Source organism: Clostridium porci (assembly GCF_009696375.1).
Taxonomy (GTDB): Bacteria; Bacillota; Clostridia; order Lachnospirales; family Lachnospiraceae; genus Enterocloster; species Enterocloster porci.
Map to the genome: position 1 here is coordinate 196,715 of NZ_VUMD01000008.1, position 22,546 is coordinate 219,260.

24 protein-coding genes are annotated in these 22,546 nt (G+C 41.9%); 4 read left to right on the forward strand and 20 right to left on the reverse strand.

The window, feature by feature from the left end; translation table 11 throughout:
* Positions 1-15: 15 nt before the first annotated feature.
* The 14 genes from rsmI to FYJ39_RS11170 all read right to left on the reverse strand — a co-directional run bounded on the left by rsmI (position 16) and on the right by FYJ39_RS11170 (position 11,987).
* On the reverse strand, positions 16-867 hold the full coding sequence (gene rsmI / locus FYJ39_RS11105; RefSeq protein ID WP_154472525.1) for a 16S rRNA (cytidine(1402)-2'-O)-methyltransferase: 852 nt from the start codon (positions 865-867) through the stop codon (positions 16-18).
* Between the two features lie 67 nt (positions 868-934).
* On the reverse strand, positions 935-1,750 hold the full coding sequence (locus tag FYJ39_RS11110; protein WP_154472526.1) for a tRNA1(Val) (adenine(37)-N6)-methyltransferase: 816 nt from the start codon (positions 1,748-1,750) through the stop codon (positions 935-937).
* On the reverse strand, positions 1,740-2,669 hold the full coding sequence (locus tag FYJ39_RS11115; protein WP_154472527.1) for a PSP1 domain-containing protein: 930 nt from the start codon (positions 2,667-2,669) through the stop codon (positions 1,740-1,742). Before FYJ39_RS11115 ends, FYJ39_RS11110 begins: the two co-directional genes overlap by 11 nt.
* Positions 2,670-2,835: 166 nt before the next feature.
* Complete coding sequence (gene holB, locus FYJ39_RS11120; RefSeq protein ID WP_154472528.1) at positions 2,836-3,825, reverse strand: DNA polymerase III subunit delta'; 990 nt, start codon at positions 3,823-3,825, stop codon at positions 2,836-2,838.
* A gap of 326 nt (positions 3,826-4,151) precedes the next feature.
* Positions 4,152-4,367 carry a transposase gene (locus FYJ39_RS11125; protein WP_328597545.1) on the reverse strand — a complete coding sequence of 72 codons (216 nt, stop codon included), beginning with the start codon at positions 4,365-4,367 and terminating at the stop codon, positions 4,152-4,154.
* A gap of 79 nt (positions 4,368-4,446) precedes the next feature.
* Positions 4,447-5,388 carry a sugar-binding transcriptional regulator gene (locus FYJ39_RS11130; protein WP_154472529.1) on the reverse strand — a complete coding sequence of 314 codons (942 nt, stop codon included), beginning with the start codon at positions 5,386-5,388 and terminating at the stop codon, positions 4,447-4,449.
* Between the two features lie 34 nt (positions 5,389-5,422).
* The gene (locus FYJ39_RS11135) at positions 5,423-6,076 is read right to left on the reverse strand and encodes an L-ribulose-5-phosphate 4-epimerase (protein WP_154472530.1); all 654 of its coding nucleotides are present in this window, start codon (positions 6,074-6,076) and stop codon (positions 5,423-5,425) included.
* 69 nt (positions 6,077-6,145) lie between these two features.
* Positions 6,146-7,159 carry a transketolase family protein gene (locus FYJ39_RS11140; protein ID WP_154472531.1) on the reverse strand — a complete coding sequence of 338 codons (1,014 nt, stop codon included), beginning with the start codon at positions 7,157-7,159 and terminating at the stop codon, positions 6,146-6,148.
* A 2-nt stretch (positions 7,160-7,161) separates the two neighbouring features.
* Entirely contained in the window at positions 7,162-8,076 is a 915-nt protein-coding gene (locus FYJ39_RS11145; protein WP_287847599.1) for a thiamine pyrophosphate-dependent enzyme, read from the reverse strand.
* Positions 8,077-8,090: 14 nt separating this feature from the next.
* Positions 8,091-8,750 (reverse strand): orotidine 5'-phosphate decarboxylase / HUMPS family protein, encoded by a 660-nt coding sequence (locus FYJ39_RS11150; protein WP_154472532.1) that lies wholly within the window; start codon positions 8,748-8,750, stop codon positions 8,091-8,093.
* A 39-nt stretch (positions 8,751-8,789) separates the two neighbouring features.
* On the reverse strand, positions 8,790-9,725 hold the full coding sequence (locus FYJ39_RS11155) for a phosphotriesterase family protein (protein WP_195840417.1): 936 nt from the start codon (positions 9,723-9,725) through the stop codon (positions 8,790-8,792).
* Between the two features lie 73 nt (positions 9,726-9,798).
* Entirely contained in the window at positions 9,799-10,101 is a 303-nt protein-coding gene (locus FYJ39_RS11160; protein ID WP_154472534.1) for a PTS sugar transporter subunit IIB, read from the reverse strand.
* Between the two features lie 30 nt (positions 10,102-10,131).
* Positions 10,132-11,475: a PTS transporter subunit IIC gene (locus FYJ39_RS11165; protein WP_195840418.1), complete on the reverse strand. Its 1,344-nt coding sequence runs from the start codon at positions 11,473-11,475 to the stop codon at positions 10,132-10,134.
* Between the two features lie 50 nt (positions 11,476-11,525).
* Positions 11,526-11,987 (reverse strand): PTS sugar transporter subunit IIA, encoded by a 462-nt coding sequence (locus FYJ39_RS11170; RefSeq protein ID WP_195840419.1) that lies wholly within the window; start codon positions 11,985-11,987, stop codon positions 11,526-11,528.
* Between the two features lie 697 nt (positions 11,988-12,684).
* Here FYJ39_RS11170 and FYJ39_RS11175 point away from each other — a divergent pair.
* The 3 genes from FYJ39_RS11175 to FYJ39_RS11185 all read left to right on the forward strand — a co-directional run bounded on the left by FYJ39_RS11175 (position 12,685) and on the right by FYJ39_RS11185 (position 15,688).
* Positions 12,685-13,644 carry a FecCD family ABC transporter permease gene (locus tag FYJ39_RS11175; protein ID WP_154472536.1) on the forward strand — a complete coding sequence of 320 codons (960 nt, stop codon included), beginning with the start codon at positions 12,685-12,687 and terminating at the stop codon, positions 13,642-13,644.
* Positions 13,645-14,403 (forward strand): ABC transporter ATP-binding protein, encoded by a 759-nt coding sequence (locus tag FYJ39_RS11180; protein ID WP_154472537.1) that lies wholly within the window; start codon positions 13,645-13,647, stop codon positions 14,401-14,403. It begins immediately after the preceding gene.
* Positions 14,404-14,575: 172 nt separating this feature from the next.
* Positions 14,576-15,688 (forward strand): ABC transporter substrate-binding protein, encoded by a 1,113-nt coding sequence (locus FYJ39_RS11185; protein WP_154472538.1) that lies wholly within the window; start codon positions 14,576-14,578, stop codon positions 15,686-15,688.
* Between the two features lie 14 nt (positions 15,689-15,702).
* Here the strand turns inward: FYJ39_RS11185 and FYJ39_RS11190 are convergent, their stop codons facing one another.
* Positions 15,703-16,494 (reverse strand): helix-turn-helix domain-containing protein, encoded by a 792-nt coding sequence (locus FYJ39_RS11190; RefSeq protein WP_154472539.1) that lies wholly within the window; start codon positions 16,492-16,494, stop codon positions 15,703-15,705.
* A gap of 263 nt (positions 16,495-16,757) precedes the next feature.
* Here FYJ39_RS11190 and FYJ39_RS11195 point away from each other — a divergent pair, with 263 nt between their 5' ends.
* Positions 16,758-17,441 carry an alpha/beta hydrolase-fold protein gene (locus FYJ39_RS11195; RefSeq protein ID WP_154472540.1) on the forward strand — a complete coding sequence of 228 codons (684 nt, stop codon included), beginning with the start codon at positions 16,758-16,760 and terminating at the stop codon, positions 17,439-17,441.
* Positions 17,442-17,480: 39 nt separating this feature from the next.
* Here the strand turns inward: FYJ39_RS11195 and FYJ39_RS11200 are convergent, their stop codons facing one another.
* The 5 genes from FYJ39_RS11200 to FYJ39_RS11220 form a co-directional block, all read right to left on the reverse strand.
* A complete protein-coding gene (locus FYJ39_RS11200; protein ID WP_154472541.1) occupies positions 17,481-18,077 on the reverse strand; it encodes a nucleoside/nucleotide kinase family protein in 597 nt (198 codons plus the stop codon).
* A 47-nt stretch (positions 18,078-18,124) separates the two neighbouring features.
* On the reverse strand, positions 18,125-19,588 hold the full coding sequence (locus FYJ39_RS11205; protein ID WP_154472542.1) for an aminotransferase class I/II-fold pyridoxal phosphate-dependent enzyme: 1,464 nt from the start codon (positions 19,586-19,588) through the stop codon (positions 18,125-18,127).
* Between the two features lie 280 nt (positions 19,589-19,868).
* Positions 19,869-20,585 (reverse strand): nicotinamide riboside transporter PnuC, encoded by a 717-nt coding sequence (gene pnuC, locus FYJ39_RS11210; RefSeq protein WP_235919805.1) that lies wholly within the window; start codon positions 20,583-20,585, stop codon positions 19,869-19,871.
* Between the two features lie 196 nt (positions 20,586-20,781).
* Positions 20,782-21,258: a pyridoxamine 5'-phosphate oxidase family protein gene (locus tag FYJ39_RS11215; RefSeq protein ID WP_288215818.1), complete on the reverse strand. Its 477-nt coding sequence runs from the start codon at positions 21,256-21,258 to the stop codon at positions 20,782-20,784.
* A gap of 501 nt (positions 21,259-21,759) precedes the next feature.
* Positions 21,760-22,389 carry a superoxide dismutase gene (locus FYJ39_RS11220; protein WP_154472545.1) on the reverse strand — a complete coding sequence of 210 codons (630 nt, stop codon included), beginning with the start codon at positions 22,387-22,389 and terminating at the stop codon, positions 21,760-21,762.
* Between the last annotated feature and the right edge of the window lie 157 nt (positions 22,390-22,546).

Sequence of the window (22,546 nt, forward strand, 5' to 3'; positions counted from 1 at the left end):
GCTTTTTCTATTCTCTTATTCAGTTAGCAGCTGCTGGTACACCTCCCTTTTGCTGATCCCTCTATCCCTGGCCACAGCCTTCATAGCCTCTTTTTTGCTCTGTCCCCTGGAAAGGTAATAGCCCAAATGCTCCTCTATGCTCATCTGCTCCCAGGCTTTTATCTCCTCTTTTTTTATCTCCTCCGGAGCCTTTCCATCTATCACTATCACACACTCGCCTTTCGGCTCTTCCGCTTCATAGTGATCCAAAGCCTTTTCAAAGGTCGTCTGACAGGCCTCCTCATGCTTCTTAGTCAGCTCCCGGCACACGGTAATCCTGCGCTCTCCCAAAGTCTCATAAAGCTCCTTTAACGTCTTAACCAGACGGTGGGGAGCCTCGTATACAATAATTGTCCTTGTCTCGGCTGCCAGCTCCCTTAAGATCCTCATCCGCTCCTTCTTGTGACTCTTTTCATTGGGGAGAAAGGCCTCGAAGCAGAATCTTCTGGTGGAAAGCCCTGACAATGTAAGAGCTGTAATACAGGCCGATGGCCCCGGAAGGGAGGTAACTTCAACCCCGGCCTCATAGCATTGCCGCACCAGTTCCTCCCCGGGATCGGATATTCCAGGAGTACCTGCATCTGTTATCAGGGCAACATCAGACCCAGCCTTTAGCCGCCCTACCAGATATCTGGCCTTCTCTTCCTTATTATATTCATGGTAGCTGGTCATAGGGGTCTTGATCTCAAAATGATTCAGCAGCTTAATACTGTGGCGGGTATCCTCTGCCGCAATCAAATCTACTTCCCTCAAGGTTCTGAGAACCCTTAAGGTAATATCATCCAAATTCCCTATAGGCGTTGCGCACAAATATAGTTTGCCAGCCATATCCTTCTCCCTTCCAACTACTGCTCTACGCAGTATATATGAACATGTAATGCCTGACCGCCGGCATTTAATAGCCGTAGGTAGTGCGGATTTCCTCTGAATACTCTCCCTGCTCATTAAACACGATAACCGGCGCCTCCACCTTAAGAAGAGCTCCCCCTCCTCTGACAGCCTCTATGAGAACCATATTAGCCTCTCTGTCCGCGTAAGGATGAACCAGCTTCATCCGTTTCGGCTCCAGTCCGTTCGCCTTCATAGTCTGTATAATCTCTATCAGCCGTCTGGGCCTGTGAACCATATAGAACCGCCCGCCCGGCCTCATCACCTTCGTACCCTCCCGTATCACATCCTCCAGGGTACACAGCACCTCATGGCGGGCAATGGCTTTCCCATCACTTGGATTCTTAAGCCCGTGGGCGTCATTCATATAAGGCGGATTGCTGGTGACTACATCAAAAGAAGCCAGTGCAAACAGCCTGCTGGCCTCCTTAATATCCCCTGTGACAATCTCTATCTTATTCTCCAGATGGTTGTAAGCCACACTCCTCCTGGCCATATCCGCAGACTCCTCCTGGATCTCCAGGCCGGTAAAATGCTTTCCTTCTGTTTTAGCAGTCAGAAGGATAGGGATTATTCCCGTACCTGTTCCCAGATCCAGAACCCGCTCTCCCTCCTTAACCACAGAAAAACCCGATAAAAGCACGGCATCCATGCCAAAGCAAAAGGCTCCCTTCCTCTGGATAATGCCATAATGGTTTCTCTGCAAATCATCGATCCGCTCGTCATCCCGCAAAAGCACAGGGCCGGCCTGGATCCAGTCATGCTCTTTGGCCTGTGCCTCTGCTTTCCCCTCCGTCCTTCTCTCAGACACTCTAGTTATCATCCAGCTTCGACTTTCCTTCCCTCTTTTCCAAAGCCTCCAGCTCCTTCAGAGCGGCTTCCTCAAAAGCCGGCTTCTCCTTATCACCGCCCTTGCCCTTCTTTCTTCTGGGCTTGAACCGCAGCTGCTCCACCTTATATTCACGGATTTCCTTCTCATCCTTCTCTACAACCACAATCACCTTAACCAGCTGGCGGAGCACATTCACACTATGAACCTCTCCCTTTAAGCCATCGTTGGTAGTAACATGATCTCCAACATTTGGAAGCCTGCTGTTGAGAACCTCATAGGTTTCCTCCTCGTTCTTAAGGCAGCACATCAGCCTTCCGCAGACGCCGGATATCTTAGTAGGATTCAGTGAAAGATTCTGCTCCTTGGCCATCTTGATAGACACAGGAATAAACTCCGACAAATAAGAGTGACAGCACAGTGTTCTTCCACATATGCCAACTCCCCCCATAATCTTTGTCTCGTCCCTCACCCCTACCTGCCGCAGCTCAATTCTGGTCTTAAACACGCTGGCTAGATCCTTTACCAGCTCCCTAAAATCAATACGCCCGTCAGCAGTAAAGTAAAACAGAACCTTATTATTGTCAAATGTATATTCAGCATCGATCAGCTTCATTTCCAGATTGTGTTTCTTAATCTTTTCCTGGCAGATTCTGAATGCCTCCTTTTCCTTTTCCTTGTTCCTGACCTCAACGCTCTCATCCTCAGCGGTAGCCATGCGGATAACCGGCTTTAAAGGCGGCACTACCTTGGATTCCTCCACGTCCCGGCTGCCTAAAACCACATATCCAAACTCAATCCCTCTGGCCGTCTCCACAATTACATGATCCCCTGTTTTAATCCTGCGGCCTGCCGGGTCAAAATAATATATCTTACCTGCAGTGCGGAACCGCACACCAATTACTGTTATCATATACAAATCTCCTTCTTATACCGGCCTCTCTTAGCTGAGCCGCCAGAAAGCTTTACCGGAACTGTTCCCTTCCTAATCTCTGCTATATGCTCAGCCTTCAAATGCCATCTATCCATCTCATATATTCCAGCTGCACCTGAAGTCCCATTTAAGTCCCCCGGTCAGTCTAATTCTCCTGCATCGTCAAAAGCATAAGCTCCATAGTCAGCTCCATATTTACATTCGCTCTCAGCCTTACTCTGGCTTTGTCAATAGCCTCCAGTATCCGCTCCAATCCCTCATAGCCACTGACTGTGCTCATCTGTTTGATAGAAGAAAACTCATTCTTAAATATTAGCAGGTTAATATCCTTCGTAGTCTTATACATCAGCACATCCCTGTACCACATCTGCATAAAGTCCAGGCAGATGCTTATATCCAGCTTTTCATCCTTCAGCTTTCGGATATAATCCAGAAGCTCTGATATATCCGTATCCTTTAAATGCTTCAGCAGATAAAGAACCTCTGAGTACATCTGCTTAAACTCCTCCGAATCCGCCAGATAAATTGCCTTCCCCAGATTTCCTCTGGCAAAAGCCGCGTAAATCTCAGCCTGGCTTTCTTCCACTCCTGCGGACTGTACCAGATACTCCTTAACCACCTCATCCTTAAGCGGCCTCAGCTTAAGCTGCATGCATCTGGACAATATGGTTGGAAGAAATCCTTCCGGGTTGGTCGTCAAAAGCAGTATTACTGCATAGGAGGGCGGTTCCTCAATGGTCTTAAGAAGAGCGTTCTGTGCCTGAACCGTCATCTTCTCCGCCTCATCCACAATATAAATCTTGTAGTAGCTGCTGTAAGGACGCACCATAATAGTATCATTGATCTGTTCCCTGATATCGTCCACTCCGATATTGGCCGGCTTCTCATGGGTCACATAAATCAGATCCGGATGGTTTTTACTCAACACCTGCTTACAGGCATGGCACTGCATACAGGGCTCTGCCAGCCCCTTTTCGCACAGCAGGCTGAGAGCAAAGGCATTTGCCAGGGATTTCCTGCCCATTCCTGCTTCCCCGCTGAGAATATACGCATGGGAAACCTTCCTCTTCTGCACCGCATTCTGAAAATGCTCCTTTATCTGCTCATGGCCTAATATTTTGTCAAATCCCAGCATCCTGACAATCCCCCTTGTTGAGGCGTCCCGCACATATTTAACGTGAGGTTGGCTCATTCAAATGTACGAGGTTAGTATAACATAAGTTAAATTTTATGTATACCCTTAAGTTTTTCCATCTAAACTCCTTCAAATACGGCACTCACCACTGATACTCCCACCGCGGCACCCTATAGCAGTTTCCGGTAAAATACTACATTCATGTAATACAATATTACCCAAGTCACCTAGCCTCTGTTACTGGCCAGCGCCTAAAGACGCTGGCTTTCACTTTGTTCAAGCCTTATCGCCTTTGACTCGTGGCTGCCCTTAAAAGGGCATTCGTATTACCGGCTCCCCTTAAAAGAGTTCTCGTATTCTTTTACACTAAGTTTATCCATCGCAATATCCTGCTTCTCTTGCTCTTGAATATACTTTTTTATGGTTGCCTCGTTAAGCCCCACCGTGCTCACATAGTATCCCTCTGCCCAAAAGTGCCTATTTTGTATGGGATAAACTATTTGCTTTATATTTCGCACGCTTCGCGAGCTCAACAGGATCACGACCCATAAAAATATGACTGGAAATAGATATATCTGTTCCCAGTCATCCCCAGCAGCTAAGGCTAAACGGCCTTAATTTTCAACTGTTTTTGAGAATTGCTTCTGCACAGCTTTTATCAATAATAATCACATTCAGATAACCGCCTTTGGTAACGGTACAAACCGCTTCCGCTTTCTTCGCCGTAACCGCAACTCCAATAGAAAGATTATTTCCCTTCAGACATTCAAGAGCGATCGATAACACACGGTAATTAAATTCTGTCAGCTCGCTTCCATCTTTTCTCAAAATGCGAGCAAGAAGATGTGCCGATGCCCCTTGCTCCATCAGGCTCTTTCTTCCTTTTTCATCCAAATACCCTGCTCTGGAAAGACTACTGCTCTCATTTAGAGTTCCTATACCTGTTATATATACATCTGCTCTGGATGCAAGCTCCAGCGTCTCACGAACCGCCGGAACCTGCCAAAGCTCCTCAACCATATTCGCATTTGGCAAAATGGCCGGACCAAATATACAATAGCAGGAACCGCCAAACTTTGATGCCAGAGTGTATGCCACATTTGACCCATCAAATTTACTATCTGGCCCTCCCAGACCTCCGGCTAGCTGCACTACTTTAAAATTCTCAACCTTATGAGGCTCAATAGAATTGGCTAATGCATTCATTGCCCTTCCCCATGACACCCCAACTACATAATTTTCACGTACCACGCCAGATAGATATTCCGCTGCCATATGGGCAGTTTTCTCAAGGATTATCCCTTCTTCTGTCTCATGAGTATCAACGACGATAGCCTCTTTGATACCTAATACCTTGCGAATCTGATTAGAAAGCTTCACATCAACATCTTCCGCTATATTAATCTTTATCTCAACAATATCCTGGTTCCTCGCATCATCCAGCAATCTTGAAACTGTCGGACGCGATATACCGACAGCATTCGCAATTTCCTGCTGAGTCATATTTTGAAGATAATACAACTCAACAACACGTATCATCTGTGCTCTCTTTGTAATATCCATATGGTTTTGTTACCTGCCTTACTTTATAAAAGCATTACTTTTTTATACCCTGACCATATGTACGATGGTATATCTCATATCCTCTTTTTACCGTTTCATCAGAAAGAGGAGTTATATTCCCCCTGCACATCGCATAATGGACAGCCTGTGCGGTTTCTTCCAGCACAACAGCATTTTTTAACGCTTTTTCTGAATTCGTTCCAATCGTAAATACCCCGTGATTCCTGATCAGGATCACTTCACCATCCCCAATTTTCTCTACAATCTGTTTACCGATTTCTTCTTCTCCAATCGTAACAAAGTCAGAAACCGGAACGCGGCATCCAAAAACAGCCGCTGAAGTAGTAGTATAAATTTCAAGGGGTATGCCGCTGACAGCAAAACTGGTCGCATAAGGAGAATGGGTGTGTACGATTCCATTTACATCCGATCTATGACGATACACATACAGATGTGATTTCGTGTCAACAGATGCATTCATTTTTCCTTCTATTTTATTGCCGTCCAAATCGACCACAACCATACTTTCCGGTGTAAGCTCTGAAAACAGCACGCCGCTTGGTTTTATCACCACATAATTAGTTTCCTTATCTCTGGCGCTGACATTACCACTTGTCCATAATACCAGACCATTTTCCGCCAATGCCTTATTTTGCCGGCATACAAGCTCTTTTAATGCCTCCAGCAATGTTTTCTCCTCCTATCATAACATATTTTTAGATTTTTTAATACTCATTTTCTTCCTTTATAAATAACTTTACAGGGCATCCAGCCTTGCGTCCTTAATAAATTCTTTTATCGGCTCCAGCGTCAATTTTGCAATGTCCTCTTCAGAGACAGCAAGACTTTTACCCAGTAGTTTCTCAATGGTATCTACAATTCCCCTTGTATTAAGGCCGAATTTATTCATCAGATAATCCTTAGAAGCTCCCTGAGCATATGTATCCGGAATTCCTATCTTGGTAAGCTTTACACCAAGACCATTTTCTGCTATCATGTCGGCAACTGCTGTTCCTAACCCTCCGATAATTTGATGATTCTCCACTGTAACAGCCAATTTTGACTCCTTTAAAGCCTTTAACACCTTGGGATCTGTAAACGGCTTCAATGTAGAAACATGTAGATGTTTTACAGAAACACCCTTTGCCTGAAGCAGCTTGACAGCCCTCATAGCTTCCTCTGTACAGATTCCACTTGATAAAATCGTAATATCACCGCCTTCACTCAGAAGTCTTGCGCTGTTAAAACAAAAAGGCTCATCTTCAGGAAATAATCTTGGAATATTTCCTCTCAGCATACGGATATATACCGGACCATGAATGTCGTCTGTAGCATCCAGAACGGTTTCTACATCTGTAGCATCACCTGTTTCAAATATCGTCATATTCGGAACGCTGCGCAACACCGAAATATCTTCAATCGCTTGGTGGGTCACGCCTCCTGGTGTCATAATTCCCGGAAGAAATCCTATAAGCCGTACCTTCAGATTTGGATAGGCTACTGACATAGAAAGCTGATCGTAGGGACGGCGGTATAAAAATACTGCAAATGTATGAAGAAATGGTATATAGCCTTCCCTTGCCATTCCACCAGCCCAACTCAGCATATTCTGTTCCGCCATACCCATTGAGACGAACTGATCCGGCAACTCTTTCTTAAATTCTGAGATTTCGGTAGAACCCGTTAAGTCTCCTGACAGTACCATTACATTGGGTCTTAAACGTCCATAGCGAACCATATTCTTTGAATGTGGATTTGCAACGTAATCCATTATTACCTCTCCCCTTTCTCCATCTGTGCCAGAATTGTCTTAAACTTATCTATCTCATAATCCTTTAACCTAACAAAATGCAGATGAGGTTTACGAGCATCCAATTCTGGAATTTCCTGCGTCGTATTTGTGTAACACAGTACTACCAATGGCTTTCCATCTGTCTTTGTCAGACTTGCCCGATATAATGACTCCGGATCATGCCCATTTACCGTTACACACTCGGCACCAAAGCCTTTAATTCTTCCGGTAATAGGCTCAATATTCATAACATCCTTCGTCCATCCATCATACTGCTGCCCATTTACATCAACATAAATAACCAGATTATCCAGCTTATAAAATACGGCTGCCTGGATTCCTTCCCATGTCTGTCCCTCTTCCAGCTCACCGTCAGACATAAAAAGGAATACCCTTCCGTCCTCCTGCTTCCGTTTCCTGGAAAATGCAATTCCTCCGGCTTGACTGATCGCCTGTCCAAAAGAACCTGTAGTTAACTCAAAGCCTGGTGAATGTTCGGCTCCAATTTGTTCCACTGTACTGCCGTCTACATTAAACTGAAACAGTGATTCGGGAGACATCCTGCCGGATTCAATCAGCGCTGCATACACCGCAACCGCATAATGTGCAGGAGAAATCAAAAGTCTGTCATATCCGGCAATAACCGGACCATTATAAGCCCGTCCTGTTATATAGTCTTTGTTAGTCTGGCCGGGAACGCCATTAAACCTCGGCGCCTCATACGGCGCCTGGCTTTCTCCCAGTTTCATAATACCTCCATAGAGCGATGCGAGAATCTCTGCACTGGACAATGCCTGGCTTAAATAGCAGCCATTTTTGACAATGGTAATTTCCAGCACACGTTTTCTAATTCCCTTTGCCATATTACGTACTTTTTCTACATCAAACTGTGCCACTTTTATTCTCCTCCTTAGTCTGGATGAAATGCTTTTTTAATCGCGTCCTGATAATTCTTCGCAGCAGCAAGGGGATCCGGAGACTTACATATCTTTCTGCCTGCTATAAAGCAATATACTGGTATATCCTTAAACAATGGGATGTCAGATACATCCAATCCTCCGGTAATACTCAGCTCAAATCCCATTTTGGCCAGCCTCTGCAATTCATTCAGAGTTTCATTGTCCCATTTTTCTTCTGTCTCCACGACCTCGCTGGAGCGATGATAAATCAACTGCCGGATACCCAGGCTTCTAAAATAGGAAAGCCTCTGATCATCATATCCCACGTTGATTTCTACCTGTACATCTGTTCCCCGGCGTTTTATTGATTCATTCACTACGGCTTCTATTGTATCCTCAGATGCATCGCTCATAACAGTTACCCAGTTGGCACCTGCATCATAAGCCATAGCTGCCAGTTTACCTCCAGCTTTGATAATTCTGATATCTGCCAGAATGAGATGAGATGGATAAAGAACTCTTAATTTTCTAACAGCCTCCATTCCTTCTTCCAGCACCAGCATAGTGCCGGCCTCAATAACATCTATTTCTTCTGATACCTTCTGGGTTACTCGAAAAGCTTTTTTCAAATCTGGCATATCCAATGCCAGTTGCAGTTTTGGTTTTCTCATTCTTTTACTCCATACAAGATTGCTTTTATTTTGTCATGACTATTTAACCATCTGATACATTCTGGCCGGATTGTAAATCATGAATTTATCAACATCAGACTGTGCCACACCCTCATCCAGCAAGCGGGGAATAAATTTTTCCTTAATGAAGTTAAAGCCTGGCCCATACCCATACACTGTGTGGTGACTTCTTCTGCCCATATCATTGCTGAGCATCAGTTGATCTGCAAAACCATCTGCAATAACATTCTTAATGAGAGCAACTCGTATGGAATCTGGATAGTACTTAGCCTTTCCTGGGCCATCATAAATCAGGCTGACCTTCTTCTCCAGCATTTTCTTGTGATACCAGTAATCCGGGAACCGATCCACATGGGCTATGATGGCCCTTGTCAGATCAAAGTGTTCATCCTCCAGAATTTCAATGATCTCAAGTCCCATAGTTCCTACTCCGGTATGGAAATGCAGGCAGGCTCCTGTTTCTGTTGCCGCCCTTGCACCGGCTCTAATAACCTTTTCCTCGACGGCAGAAATATAATTATATGCGGTTCCTGCCTTGATCCATCCAGCCTTCACAGAAGTTCCGTCCATACCAATGGTTACATCTTTAATGAATCCCTCTGCTACCTCATCAATGGTCTTTCCGGCCACATCCTGCTTCATTGTTCCATGTTCTTCACAAATATATCCTGTACACGCTACTACATGAACCCCAGATTCCTGAGAAGCAATTACCATGCCAGGAGTGTTCCTTCCCCAAGATTTCGGAGTAGTTTCAATTAGCGTTCCGCCTCCGGCTGATTTGAAAATTTTACACATTTCGATTGCTTTTTCAATGCTGTCAAGTTTATGATCATCCTCAACCTTGCTTCCCATTCCCTGAGGATTGGTCAAAATATGCTCGTGTGCAAGTGTATAGCCCATATCCTTTGCATCAATATCTCCTAACACAGTTCTTACTTTACCCTTACTCATATCATGTTCCTCCATTTTATATTTGTATATTTTTTATATTGTTCTTTCGCATAAAAACAAACGCTTTCCTAAATTATTCTTTTAATGCATAAGGAAAATGTTCTTTAATAGCCTCCAGCAAAGACTCGGTAACACCCCTAACATCAATCAGATTCTTTGTTTCTATCAGAACCGCATTAGATGCAGGAAGCATTCTTGACCACTCAGGACTTGTAATTATTAAATCCGTTGTAGCAATATATGCCATAGCTTCGCTGAATGCACAGGACTCAATAGACGCTTGAATGTGGTGTTTTTCACAGATATTCTTTAGGTTAACTTTCATGATAGTACTGGTTCCCATTCCATTTCCGCATATACATAAAATATTCAACATATTACAAAACTCCCCTCCTAAAATATTTTTTTATCCTGCTACCGATATTCCCAGCATACTCCCGATTGCTTTAAACACTGCTATGATCGCTACCCAAAGAGTTGCATAGTCAGCGCTTCCCTGCCACCAGGTCAACTCCATTAACTGCACTGCAAGGGCAGATCCAACAATCTGAATAATACCGTTAACAGTACAGATAATTGATGCTGCCTTCCATCCCCCAAATTTGTTGGCAAAGATTGCTACTGTCGCATTATCGAAAAACAGTGGAATAAAGCCAGGAATCAGGAATATCGGAGATTTAAAGGCTATAAGACCTAGTAATCCTATAATCTGTCCCAACGTACCAAACAATAACCCCAATACAACCGACTTCGGTGCAAAGCCGAAGATAGCAGCACAGTCAACACCAGCAACCGCACCAGGCAAAAGCTTTTCAGAGATACCCTTAAAAGACATCATCAGCTCGCCCACAAACATACGCACTCCGTAAAGCAAAACAACGATATTTGCCGTCAGAGTAATCGCAATCCAAAGTGCAAATACAATCGTATTTTTATAAGTTGACTGCTTGTATGCCTCTAATCGAAGCCAGTTGATGTTCTCTCCTCCAATTAAGCAAAAGATAATTACTACTGAAATCAACATAACAAGTGCTGTTGCTACAATGCTGTCCTGTAAAAAATTTAACGAGCTGGGCAAAGTTTTCCTTTCAATATCATCTTCTGAATTGCCAATCTTAGGTGCTATCTTGTATGCCAGATAGCTGGTGACCATCTGCTGGTGAGCTACTGTGAAATCCGCTCCTGTAATTTTATGAGTCGGCTCAATAAGAAGTGTGGAGCAAATCCCCCAATACAAAGCAGTTACAGCGGCAGCTATAAAAATCGTAGGAATCATTCCTAGTCCTAAGAATCTCCACACGATATACGTACTGATTCCTGCCTGTACGATCATTGCATTTCCGGTTAGATACACCGCTCTGATCCTCGTATATTTTCTTAATGCCACCAGAAGCAGGTTCATAATAAATGCTACCAAAAGCGTATAAATTCCCCATGCAGCTCCAGTACCGCTTCCCATAACCGCATCCATTTTTTCATATCCTGCGGTCATTGTAGGATATGTATTTAATCCAGCTCCCTGAATACCGGTTGCATTTGTCATAGCAGTCAATAAAAAACCAAAATTAGTAATCAATGCGCTGGAACCCATACCCATAGCAAGAATTCCAACAGAAGCCTTCAGTGCTCCGACTATCGCTTTCATAGGCTTTGCTTTCATAGCAATGTAGCCAATCAATACGACTATTGCCATCAACAAAAAGGGCTGTCCAAAAATTTGTTTTAATAACAAATCCAAAATATAATCCATACAGTAACCCTCCATCTTTGCGTTAAATTTTTTCACTTCATAAAATCTTTTCAGATATCTTCTAACAGTTCATCCAGCCTCACCAGATCCTCCTCGTTTTCTACCGCGGTAAGCTCATCTACTATCCCTGGCTTCAGTAACATTAAAGCAAGCTGCTCCATATTTTTTAGGTGCTCATCATGATCCGATGATGCAAGCGCGAAGAAAACCTCTGCATTCTTATCGGGATTGCCTGGTTCAAATTCCACTGTCTGCTTTACCTTCATAAAACTAATAGCGGTATTGTTTACTCCAACTGCCTTTTCCTGAGAATGAGGCATAGCAATATGAGGTGTAAAAACAATATATGGTCCGTATTTTTTTACACATCCAATTACAGCATCCACATATTCCTGAGTTATAGAACCATCCTCAATTAGAGGTTCACATGATGCCTGAACTGCATCCTCCCAATTATCAAACTTTTCGTGGAAACTGACTCTTTTTTTTTCTACAAGTTCTTTTAGCAGCATAGTATCTCTCCATCCATAGTCTTCTGTTTTTTGTCATCCGTTTCTCTGTTGTACACAAGCAATAATAACCAACACTTATGATCCCACATCCATATGATTCATTAATTTCCCTCCCTTCTTCAAAATGCGCAATTTGCTTGATCTGACTTTTCTGGCTCTTTAAATCCATTTAAATTAATTCAGATTCAAATCTTTCCTCAGCTTATACCTGTTTTTATAACCATTAAATATAGCATCGATGAACCTTTGTATTTTACATTTGTTCATTATTTTGATCATTTGTTCTTCTTTTTTAAGATAACACGTTTCAACAAAGATTGCAATATTTTTTTTCATTTTTTATACATTATTATGCTTAGAGTATTGAAAGGAAATCCCCCGGTCTGTTCAATAAGAATATTACTAACCTACCAGTCAATAGCCTTATTGTACTCTGAGTTATTTTCAGTTTTCAACGAATCAAGGAGAGACTTATCATGCTTCCTGAGCAACCGGAATGCGGACTCTGCATACTTATTATTTCAAAATTTTTAATAATCGTCCAACTATTTAACAATCGTCCATAGACAAAACGTAAATTAAAATTTAATATTTCATTCAGATAGTCTACACTAACCTACTGAATGGAGGTGCTTTTAGAATAAAACGAACAAAGCTTATTGTATTTGTTTTAATTCTGGCAGCAATAGGGTCAGCTATGATTACTCTATGCATGGGCGCAGTCAGGATTCCGATTGCTGATACCTTCCGCATTTTGCTGGAAAAATTATATATAGGTATAGGCTATGAAATTTCTGTATCTTATGAACAAATTGTATGGCAAATTCGTATGCCGAGAATTATTCTGGGGTTCTTTGCCGGAAGCGGGCTGGCGCTTTGCGGCTGTGTGATGCAGGCGCTTGTTCAAAATCCTATGGCAGACCCGTATATCCTTGGCATTTCGGCGGGAGCAACTCTTGGCGCAACTTCTTCCCTATTTCTCGGTCTGGGTACGATTTCCGGAATATGGGCGTTTCTAGGAGCAGGAATAGCATACTTTTTAGTTCTGATGCTATCTTCGGCTGATGGAAAAACCACATCTGTAAAGCTGATCCTGTCAGGGATGATTATAAATGCGCTTCTTACTGCTTTTTCAAATTTTATTATTGCAATTACAGGAGACGCAGATGGAATAATGTCAATCAAATTCTGGACAATGGGTTCTCTTACAAGGGCAAACTGGAACAATATAGGGGTGATAGCAGTGATTGTTGTATCGGCAATTCTGTTTTTTGTGATTCAAGCGAAAACCCTGGATGGCCTTATGCTGGGGGAAGAGGTAGCCACAACCATCGGAATCAATACCTTTCGGTGCAGGCTGATTTATTTACTTGTAATCTCTCTGCTTACAGGCATATTAGTGTCTATTTGTGGAACCATTGGATTCATGGGCCTTATTATTCCCCATGTGGCAAGAGCGCTTGCAGGAACTGGACACAAAGGTCTGATACCGATTGCAGCTCTGACAGGCGGAATTTTTATGCTGTGGGTGGATGCCGCTGCCCGCAGTCTGATTCCTAACACAGAATTGCCTGTTGGAATATTTACAGCCTTCATTGGCGCTCCATTTTTTGTATATGTGGTGGTAAAGAAAAAATACGGATTTGGAGGAAATTGAATGAATCTGACAGCAAAAGACGTAGAGGTATCGATCTCAGGAAAAAAAATTATCCGAAATTTATCCGTCCAAATTCCCAACCGGAAGTTTTCAGCTTTGCTTGGCGCAAACGGCAGCGGAAAGACGACCCTTTTAAGAGCAATTTACCGAACGCAAAAAATGGATAACGGAGTAATCTATCTTAACGATCTGGACATATCTAAATTTTCTGGAAAAAAGCTGGCCAGAAAACTAGCTGTTATGGGACAGTTCAATCAAATCAATTTTGATTACACTGTTATGGATGTTGCTCTGATAGGCAGATATCCCTTTCATTCGCTTCTTGAACAGGAAAAGGAAAAAGACTATGAAATTGCTTTGGAGGCATTGGAAAAAGTCGGAATGAAGCAATATAGAGAGAGAAATTTTCAATCTCTGTCCGGTGGAGAAAAGCAGCGAGTTATTCTTGCAAGAGCGCTCACCCAGTCTCCTCAGATTTTGATTTTAGACGAGCCCACAAATCACCTGGATATCCGATACCGGCTTGAAATATTGTCTATTATCAAAGAACTTAATATTACCGTCCTGGCAGCCCTTCATGATCTGGGACTTGCAGTGCAGTTCTGCGATTATCTCTATATGATGAAACAAGGAGAAATCGTAGCAGAGGGAAAGCCGAAACAAGTCATCAATCACGATACCTTATGGGATATATTTGAGGTAAATGCAGAGGTATATCCAAGTCCTGTAAACGGAAAGCTCATGATTCAATATGTATGAGGGCCAAAATGTAACGTACGATACGCCTGCATGTCAAAACATAACTTTTGAACCCGTAAAGATATGAGAAGCAGACCGATCCGGAAGGATTGCAAAATACCTTTTGACCAGCATCATATGTATAAAATGATAGCAAGCATAGTAATACATTAACACAGAAAGAGGAACAAACATGTATAAAAAGAAATTGGCAATTACTTTAACCATAGCATTTGCATCAGCACTACTGTCCACAGGCTGTGGACCGGCTACAAAGACAGCAGAAAAAGCCACCTCGCAGGCAGAGCCGGTATCCCAAACTACCGCAGCAGGGTCAGAAGCAGCAGCTCAAATTACCGAAACATCGGAAGCTGCATCCCAAACTACTGCAACAGCCCAAGCTGCAACCGAAACGGTCTATCCATTTACCATGACTATTTACGACGCAGATGGCAAGGAAGTAGAAATAACCTTTGACAAAGAGCCGGAGCGCGTACTTTCCACCCAACTTTCCATGACAGAAGCATTAATTAAACTGGGACTAAAGGATAAAATCATCGGAGTGTTTGACAACGATAATGCACTAAAGGGAGAGATTGGGGAAGAAATCGCAGCCTTAAACAGTCTTGGCGATAAAAAATCCGTATCAAAAGAAACAATCATAGCCGCAGAACCGGATATTATCCTTGGAAAAGGTCCGCTCATGTTTACGGACACCTCCATTGGAACGGTACAGTCCTATCAGGAATTGGGAATCCCGGTTTATACAGAGCTTGCAAGCGCAAACATCGATCAGTCGTTGTACAACATTGCAGAAGATGTACGTAATATCGGAAAGATTTTCAATGAGCAGGCCGCAGCAAACGCATACGCAGATGAACTTCAGGAGAGAATGGATCGTTTGATGGAAAAGGTTAGAGGGCAGACTGGAAAAACTCAAAAAGTCCTGTTTATGGCCGGCTATTCGGATGGAAGCTTTGCTGCATTTAACTCGAAGATGAGCAGTTGTATGTTAGAGGCTTTGAATGCAGAAAACGTACTGGATAAGGGCGGAAATGACCTGACAATGGAAAATTTGATTTCCATGAATCCAGATATAATCGTATATATACATGCAGACCGATATGCCAAGACAGATAAAACAGCAGTGGAACAGCTTCTTAACAATACCATCATTCAAGACGTCTCTGCGATTGCCAATAGAAAGGTAATCGAGATGAATTATGATGATATTATGGACTATGGGGCAAGAATAATTGACGCTTCAGAAAAACTCTATGATTTCATGTACGGCACTGAATCCTAATGTAGAAGGCTGTCTCATTTCACCAGGCGGTTTGGGGGAAAGCCCATCCGCCTTTTATAAATACGGCTGAAATAGCAGGCATCCTTATAACCCACCAGACATGCCGCCTCCGAGATTGTATAGTCACCGGAACGAAGCAGCTCAGTGGCAATCTTTATCCTGTAATTGATCAGATAGTCAATCGGCCGAATCCTTTTATATTTGAAAAACAGGTAGCTAATGCGAGCAGGTTTTTCATTTACATACTCAGCAAGAGAGCGCAATGTGACAGACTGTTTATAGTTTACCGAAATATAATTTAACAGATCCTTCATTATCTGATTTTCATTATAGACTAATTCAGGCTTGAAATCTGAAAAAATCTCATTGAAATAGCCGGCAATCAGTCCTTCCAGCATATACTGCGCTTTGATATCGGTGTCAGGATTCATTTTCAAAATCTGATGGAGAATGGAAATAGTTTTGTCAGGATTCTTTAACTTCCGGGAAAAAAGCAAATGTTGATCGCTCTCATAATACATATTAATATAATGAAAATCCTCATTTTCAAGAGCAGAGAGCGTAAGCATTTTGTCAGGACAGCCATGTAGAAAAAGACCACGCTTTGCCATAAATGGTTCATCCTCAAAGGAAAAAATCGCCCTACCGGAAACAGGAACTATAATGGCGCTTTTCATCGTTTTATAGCTGTTGCTTTGTCCGGCCTTTAATGTAAAGCTGCGAAATCCCAAAGAAGAAAGTTTTCCCTGATTGTATTGCTCAAATAGAATATCCATCGAATCCTTCAAAACAGTTCTCCGGTTCATTGCTGCGCCTCCTTTCTCCCCTTCTGCATGTATAGGGAAATATAATTCTATTAGACTTAAATATAGCACACTACAAACAGGAATGTCTACTTGAAATTCCAGCACGATCACGGAAGGCACCGTGAAGATACAAACTTCTATTTATGCTTCGCAAAGCCCTATGAAGCCTGAATATAACGTGCTTTCAGTCCAGGCTTGACAGGGCTTGCATCAATCTGGCGAATCCAAAACTCAACTACCTAAACTATTAGTGGAAAAATCATATGGAAGAAATCATAATCGGAAAACATAAAATTTGTGTGGAGCTCCCCATAAGAGGGCTAAAAGCAAAGGGAAACAAAGCCGTCCTTATTAATGACGGAGAGATGGTTCGAGATCAACAATTAAAGTCAGAGCTGGCGATTTTGTTTGGTTTAATCCCTAACAATCGTCTTTATGAGTATACACCGTGGAAGGAAAAAGCAATAAAAAAAGGCGTTCCAGATTTTGGAGGTGGATTGAGGCAGTACCACCAAAAATTAATATCTGAGATTATACCGCAGCTTGACCGGAAATATCATCTGGATATGTTCCATTTGGCTTATGGAGGATTCTCATTGGGAGGTTTGGCTGCTGTTACAAGTTTGTGGCATACCAAATCCTTTCAATTCATTTTTTCCATCTGTGGTTCCTTCTGGTACCCCGGATATATAGATTTTATGTCGGAGTGTGATATTATAAATAAAAAAGCAAGAATTTTACTCATCAATGGTAAGAAAGAAGGTAAGGCTCACGGCAACCGGCTTGAAAGCGCTGCTCTCTGCGCACAGCAAGCACACCATTATCTTTCAAGCCGCTTGGATACGGTGTCAATGATGGATAAGTATAACCATCACGACCGAAAAGAAGAGCGTCTTCAAATTGCAATGAACTGGCTTGACAAGAGCTTCTTAGAGAACGGATCATAATGATTGCGAAATCCAGAAAGCTTCATAATTAACCGCCTCCTAAGTATTGTGAACGCTCATATCCTGTATATCCCCTATAATTTCCTTTAAGCAATCCTCCAGACTCACATTCTCATACCATTGCTCAATTCCATGGAGCTTAAGCTTCTCCTTTTTAAAATCCTCCTCATCCGCCAGAAACCGTCTGCACATTTCTCTATACTTAGGCACTTTCTGTTGCTGCTCCCGTTCCAAAGCCCGTTTAAGCCTCAGTCCATCCTCTACATGAATATAAAGGGGAACCAGCGCATCCCTGCCATAGAATTCTCTCATCTTACCGTAGGACTCCAGAGTCCCTATCACCAGGTAATCCCCTTTTTCCAAATCAATCTGACCATCATTCACTGTAAAATAACTCCAGGGGCCAAACACCGTTTCATAAGTCCTGCACTCAATCAATGTTCCCTTTTTCCTGCATTCCTCCAAAAACTTCTGGTTCACAAAGAAATATTCCACTCCCTCCTGCTCACCCTCCCGAATGGGACGGGTAGTATACATAGTCATGGTTTTTAACCTAGGAAGGCGTTTACAAAGCTGTTTGAACACAGTATCCTTTCCCGAAGCACTTTTTCCCATCACATAAAATATCTTTCCCATTCCTTTAAACCTCACCCTCTATTTTACCCCTGACAGACTAAATCCCTTTACTCTCTATCCACAATTCTTATAGTCTGAAGCTTGATGTCTCCAACCCCTTGAACCGGAAGCTTCTTATCTATATATGAAAGAATCAAATGTAAAATCTCTTTGCTAATATATTCCCCCGGCACTAAAACAGGGATACCCGGCGGATATATATATACAAACTCTCCTGAAATAGAACCTGCGCTCTCCTTCAAGGCAATGGACTTCTTCCTCCCATCCATCGCTTCAGAAATCGTCATGGCAACAGCATTTGGCCTGCTGTAGATACAGCTGCCTTCTTCAAAGAAAGCAGCTCCCTCTGCTCCCCTTTCCATAGGGCCTATTCCTTCATCTATCTCTAAAAGAGCAGTTCCCAGTCTTTCAAAACCCATCTCCCTGTCCATCGCTGTAGTAATGGCAGTCACATAATCTGCTCCACACATCTCCATTTCCAGATGATACTTATCTCTCAGCCGTCGCTTAAGCCAGACTCCGCTTATGCCTGCTCCTGCTGTAGATACAACTACTTTCGTACGATCCAGATCAAAGACTCCAAACCGCCCCTTAACATCCTCCTTCACCAGCCTCAGCTTCTTCATATGTTCCAGACGCTTCCTCAGCTTTTCCAAAGCCTTTATAAAAGGCTCCATACTCATCCCATTCATCTGAAAAATACTGTTCTCAATACTTGCCATAAGCAGGTAGGAGGGACTAGTACTCTGGTATATTTTAAGATATTGGTGAATCCGATCCACATCCACGTAGGACCCTCCTCCCGGACGGTTGTATTTTATATGAAGAAGAGCTGTCTGAGTCAAGCTTGGCAGTGTCTTGTGAACACTTTGAACTACAACATCTGCTCCCAGCTCCAGAGCTGATACAGGAAAATCCTTCCCAAACCGGAAGTGTGCCCCATGGGCCTCATCCACAATGAGAGGAAGGCCGGCTCTGTGTACTGCCTTCGCAATCCCTTCTATATCCGATACGACTCCGTCATAGGTAGGAGAAACGATAAGTACTGCTTGGATGTCCATGTATCTGTCCAGTATCTTTTCCACATCCCCAGGATGGATTCCTCCCTGTATTCCAAAACCGGGAATCTCCTGTGGATAAACATAGGATGACCGAAGCTGCTGAAGATAAATACCATGATACACTGCTTTATGGCAATTTCTGCTTATCAGAATCCTGCCCCCTCTGGTTACGCTTCCACAGATAGCTGAAAGCAGTCCACAGCTGCTTCCATTTACCAGATAGCAGGTCTGATCCGCTCCATAAATTCCAGCTGCCCATTTCATGGATTCCTTTAATATACCTTCTGGATGATGCAGATTATCGAACCCCTCTATTTCCGTAATATCTACCTTAAAAGGATTAAAAAATTCTTCCGCGCCTCTTTGCTTATGTCCAGGCATATGGAATGGGTATATATCTGAATTTCCATATGCCCTTAATCTGTGAATCAGCAAATCCTCTTGTTTCATATCCCTTACCTTCCAAATCCACATGGTTGTAACATTTAAGACAGGTAACATTAGCTTAAACCCAGTAAAATCAATGCGTCTGGGTATTTGTCCCCAAAAGCCTACACCCCTTATTCCTCCTCTGGCTTATTAGTTTGTTTCAAAATAGCCATATCTAAAAATCGTTCTCATCAAATAATTTTTCCAAGCACTTTTAGTATACACGAAAACAGGGCTTATTCCTACCCCTTAATTTTCATCCCATATCAACGTATAAAAAGGGGATTCGTCTGCTCCAATGTCAATTAGTTATGTTTTTTAATCGCACTAATTTATTCTCATGTTGCCTAATTTTCATCCTTTGCCAACTTGTGAAACCATACATATCGTTTGCAAAAAATACAACAAAACATACTATGACCGAAATATACCTAATATCATATATACTTGCCAGTACCCATAATATAATCAACACAATATCATTAGCAGCATAGGCCAATGCAAAATATGGACTTCTCCTAAAAGTAAGATATACAGCAAGAAAACTTGTAGTAACAGAAATTGTACTCGGAATTACGTTTGCAGTATTGAAATATTCTAAAATAAAATAGAACAGCAATGTAATAGCCAATGTGCCAATCCACATATACAAATTTTCTCTTTTGCTTATATCGTTTACCTTAACCTCTGCTTTATTTCCATTGTAAGGGTTTCTTAGCCATGATATTAAGGCAAATATAGCCATTGGCATTGTCATTCCAAGATATGTAATCATCTCTCCATAATAAGCAAAAGTGTAAGAAATAATTCCATATAACAGACTAAATACTACCATAAGCAACTGACCGAATGGATTTCCCTTTGCATTAAAAATCAGTGATGTCACACCTATTAACGATGCACACAAAGTCATATAATTTGTTCTATCAAAAACACAGAACGATATAATAATAACTATTACAGAAATAATCCATAAAACAATTTCAGACTTGGAAAAATAATTCATCAACTTTGACATACTAACCTCCAAAAAAATAAACATCCGCATGCACATCTTCAATGACCTAACGATGTACAAACGAATGCTTTACGCATCTACTACCCGGTGGCAGATTTTATTCTATATTAACATTGGTTATTATAATCTATGATGTAACAAAAAGCAATAAAACGTTCAAATAATCGCATTTTTTATGCTCTTCTTAATGTTTCTTTTATGATTCGTTTACAATTTTACCTGTTATATGTTCTGGACGTAGTTCATAGCATAGTGTCGCATTCCCAAATTTTTGAATCTCTGATTCTATGTATTCAATGTCTGGAGTATATTTCAAACTAAGTTTTTTACAAACTTCCATTGACTCTTCATAATTTTCAACGACATGCATCTTACCAAAAACAATGACACTACTGATATTTAATGCCCATTCACCAGCATTTCTATAGCCAGAATCATAAACACAAAATGAAACCTTATTATTTGCCGTCATAGCATCTATCTTGTGTCCTTTTTTTCCACTATGAAAATATAAATAACCATTTTCTTTATTATACCAATAATTTATTGGCAAACCATATGGATAACCATTATCTCCTATAACAGACAAAACACCACGTTTCTCAGCGTCTAATACTTCTATTACTTTATCCACAGGCAGCTCTTGTTTTTTTCTTGCAATTTCTCTAAACACTTTTGAGCCCTCATCAAACTTCATATTTGTCATTATATTTTTATAATATCATATTACTTTAAACGTGTCATTTTAAGGTTTCCTTAAAATCTATCCGAAAGATAACACTTTCCATGCTATTTGCTCTACGTCTCCTTCGGTACACAGCGGTTTAATCAACTTAACAAGTAAGAGAACACTTTTTGCTACGTTCTCTTTTCCTTTTTGGCAAAGACATTTTGTGCCCCTGTGTATGCGTAAATCATGGGTATTTGCTGCTTATTTATATGTGGTTCCTGTCCGCCAAATCAAGGGTTAGCCCACAGCTTCCTTCCGATTCCACCTCATGATGGATACCCTTGCCATTCAGCTATCCATTTCCCACTACCTGGGCATGTTCGGGACTTGCATCCATTAGAGCCCGTCCATGGTGGAAGAAAAACGGCATAGTCCCTTTGACTATGCCGCATGCTGTAACCATAATTATTATTAAAGCACCTGTCCTATTCTCTCTTTATTAAGTCAATCTTCTTCTCTGCCTGCTAATCCTTTAAGCCTTTCTCTAACTGCATTCCAGTTTACGACATTAAACCAATTATCAATATAATCTCCTCTAAGATTTTGATACTTAAGATAATAGGCATGCTCCCAAACATCCAGAGGAAGAATTGGATACGCACCAGCTGACAAAGGATTATCCTGATTGGGAAGAGCAAATATTTTCAGGCTTCCAGAAGAATCTGCCGACATCCAGGCAAATCCTGAACCAAACTGTCCCAGAGCCGCAGCCTTCATCTCCTTTTTCCACTTATCCTCCCCTCCGAAAGCTTCAGCAATCTCATCAGGAATCTGCTGACCTGCAGGAGCCATCATATCAAAGAAAAGAGCATGGTTATATACGCCGCCTCCGTTATTCCTTACAGCAGCTCTAATTGCATCAGGAAGCTCCTCCAGCCCGGACAAAAGCTGCTCAAGGGTTCTTGAATGATATTCGGGATACCCTTCAATAGCTTTATTTAAATTATCAACATAGGTTTTCAAATGCTTGTCATGGTGATAATGCATGGTTTCTTTGTCTATATAAGGCTCCAGTGCATCATAAGCATAGGGAAGCGGTGGAAGTTCAAAGGGGTAGGTTGCATTTAAAATCATAGTATATTCCTCCAATCTGTCCAATAGACAATCCTCACACCTTTCCATTAATTATGGAAAAGTAAAAAACAAATTAGCGTACACTAACTTTTTTAATAGTATACCATAACTTCCAAACAATTCTATGTTGCATTTGCAACATATTTTACTTTATCCG

Bases quoted from the DNA above. Each gene is read 5' to 3' on its own strand.
- FYJ39_RS11155 (WP_195840417.1), bottom strand. From the start codon at position 9,725: ATGAGTAAGGGTAAAGTAAGAACTGTGTTAGGAGATATTGATGCAAAG.
- FYJ39_RS11220 (WP_154472545.1), bottom strand. From the start codon at position 22,389: ATGATTTTAAATGCAACCTACCCCTTTGAACTTCCACCGCTTCCCTAT.
- FYJ39_RS11200 (WP_154472541.1), bottom strand. From the start codon at position 18,077: ATGGGAAAGATATTTTATGTGATGGGAAAAAGTGCTTCGGGAAAGGAT.
- FYJ39_RS11205 (WP_154472542.1), bottom strand. From the start codon at position 19,588: ATGAAACAAGAGGATTTGCTGATTCACAGATTAAGGGCATATGGAAAT.
- FYJ39_RS11185 (WP_154472538.1), top strand. From the start codon at position 14,576: ATGTATAAAAAGAAATTGGCAATTACTTTAACCATAGCATTTGCATCA.
- pnuC (WP_235919805.1), bottom strand. From the start codon at position 20,585: ATGTCAAAGTTGATGAATTATTTTTCCAAGTCTGAAATTGTTTTATGG.
- holB (WP_154472528.1), bottom strand. From the start codon at position 3,825: ATGCTGGGATTTGACAAAATATTAGGCCATGAGCAGATAAAGGAGCAT.
- FYJ39_RS11180 (WP_154472537.1), top strand. From the start codon at position 13,645: ATGAATCTGACAGCAAAAGACGTAGAGGTATCGATCTCAGGAAAAAAA.
- FYJ39_RS11195 (WP_154472540.1), top strand. From the start codon at position 16,758: ATGGAAGAAATCATAATCGGAAAACATAAAATTTGTGTGGAGCTCCCC.
- FYJ39_RS11160 (WP_154472534.1), bottom strand. From the start codon at position 10,101: ATGTTGAATATTTTATGTATATGCGGAAATGGAATGGGAACCAGTACT.
- FYJ39_RS11175 (WP_154472536.1), top strand. From the start codon at position 12,685: ATGATTACTCTATGCATGGGCGCAGTCAGGATTCCGATTGCTGATACC.
- FYJ39_RS11110 (WP_154472526.1), bottom strand. From the start codon at position 1,750: ATGATAACTAGAGTGTCTGAGAGAAGGACGGAGGGGAAAGCAGAGGCA.
- FYJ39_RS11140 (WP_154472531.1), bottom strand. From the start codon at position 7,159: ATGGATTACGTTGCAAATCCACATTCAAAGAATATGGTTCGCTATGGA.
- FYJ39_RS11165 (WP_195840418.1), bottom strand. From the start codon at position 11,475: ATGGATTATATTTTGGATTTGTTATTAAAACAAATTTTTGGACAGCCC.
- FYJ39_RS11130 (WP_154472529.1), bottom strand. From the start codon at position 5,388: ATGGATATTACAAAGAGAGCACAGATGATACGTGTTGTTGAGTTGTAT.
- rsmI (WP_154472525.1), bottom strand. From the start codon at position 867: ATGGCTGGCAAACTATATTTGTGCGCAACGCCTATAGGGAATTTGGAT.
- FYJ39_RS11115 (WP_154472527.1), bottom strand. From the start codon at position 2,669: ATGATAACAGTAATTGGTGTGCGGTTCCGCACTGCAGGTAAGATATAT.
- FYJ39_RS11170 (WP_195840419.1), bottom strand. From the start codon at position 11,987: ATGCTGCTAAAAGAACTTGTAGAAAAAAAAAGAGTCAGTTTCCACGAA.
- FYJ39_RS11150 (WP_154472532.1), bottom strand. From the start codon at position 8,750: ATGAGAAAACCAAAACTGCAACTGGCATTGGATATGCCAGATTTGAAA.
- FYJ39_RS11190 (WP_154472539.1), bottom strand. From the start codon at position 16,494: ATGAACCGGAGAACTGTTTTGAAGGATTCGATGGATATTCTATTTGAG.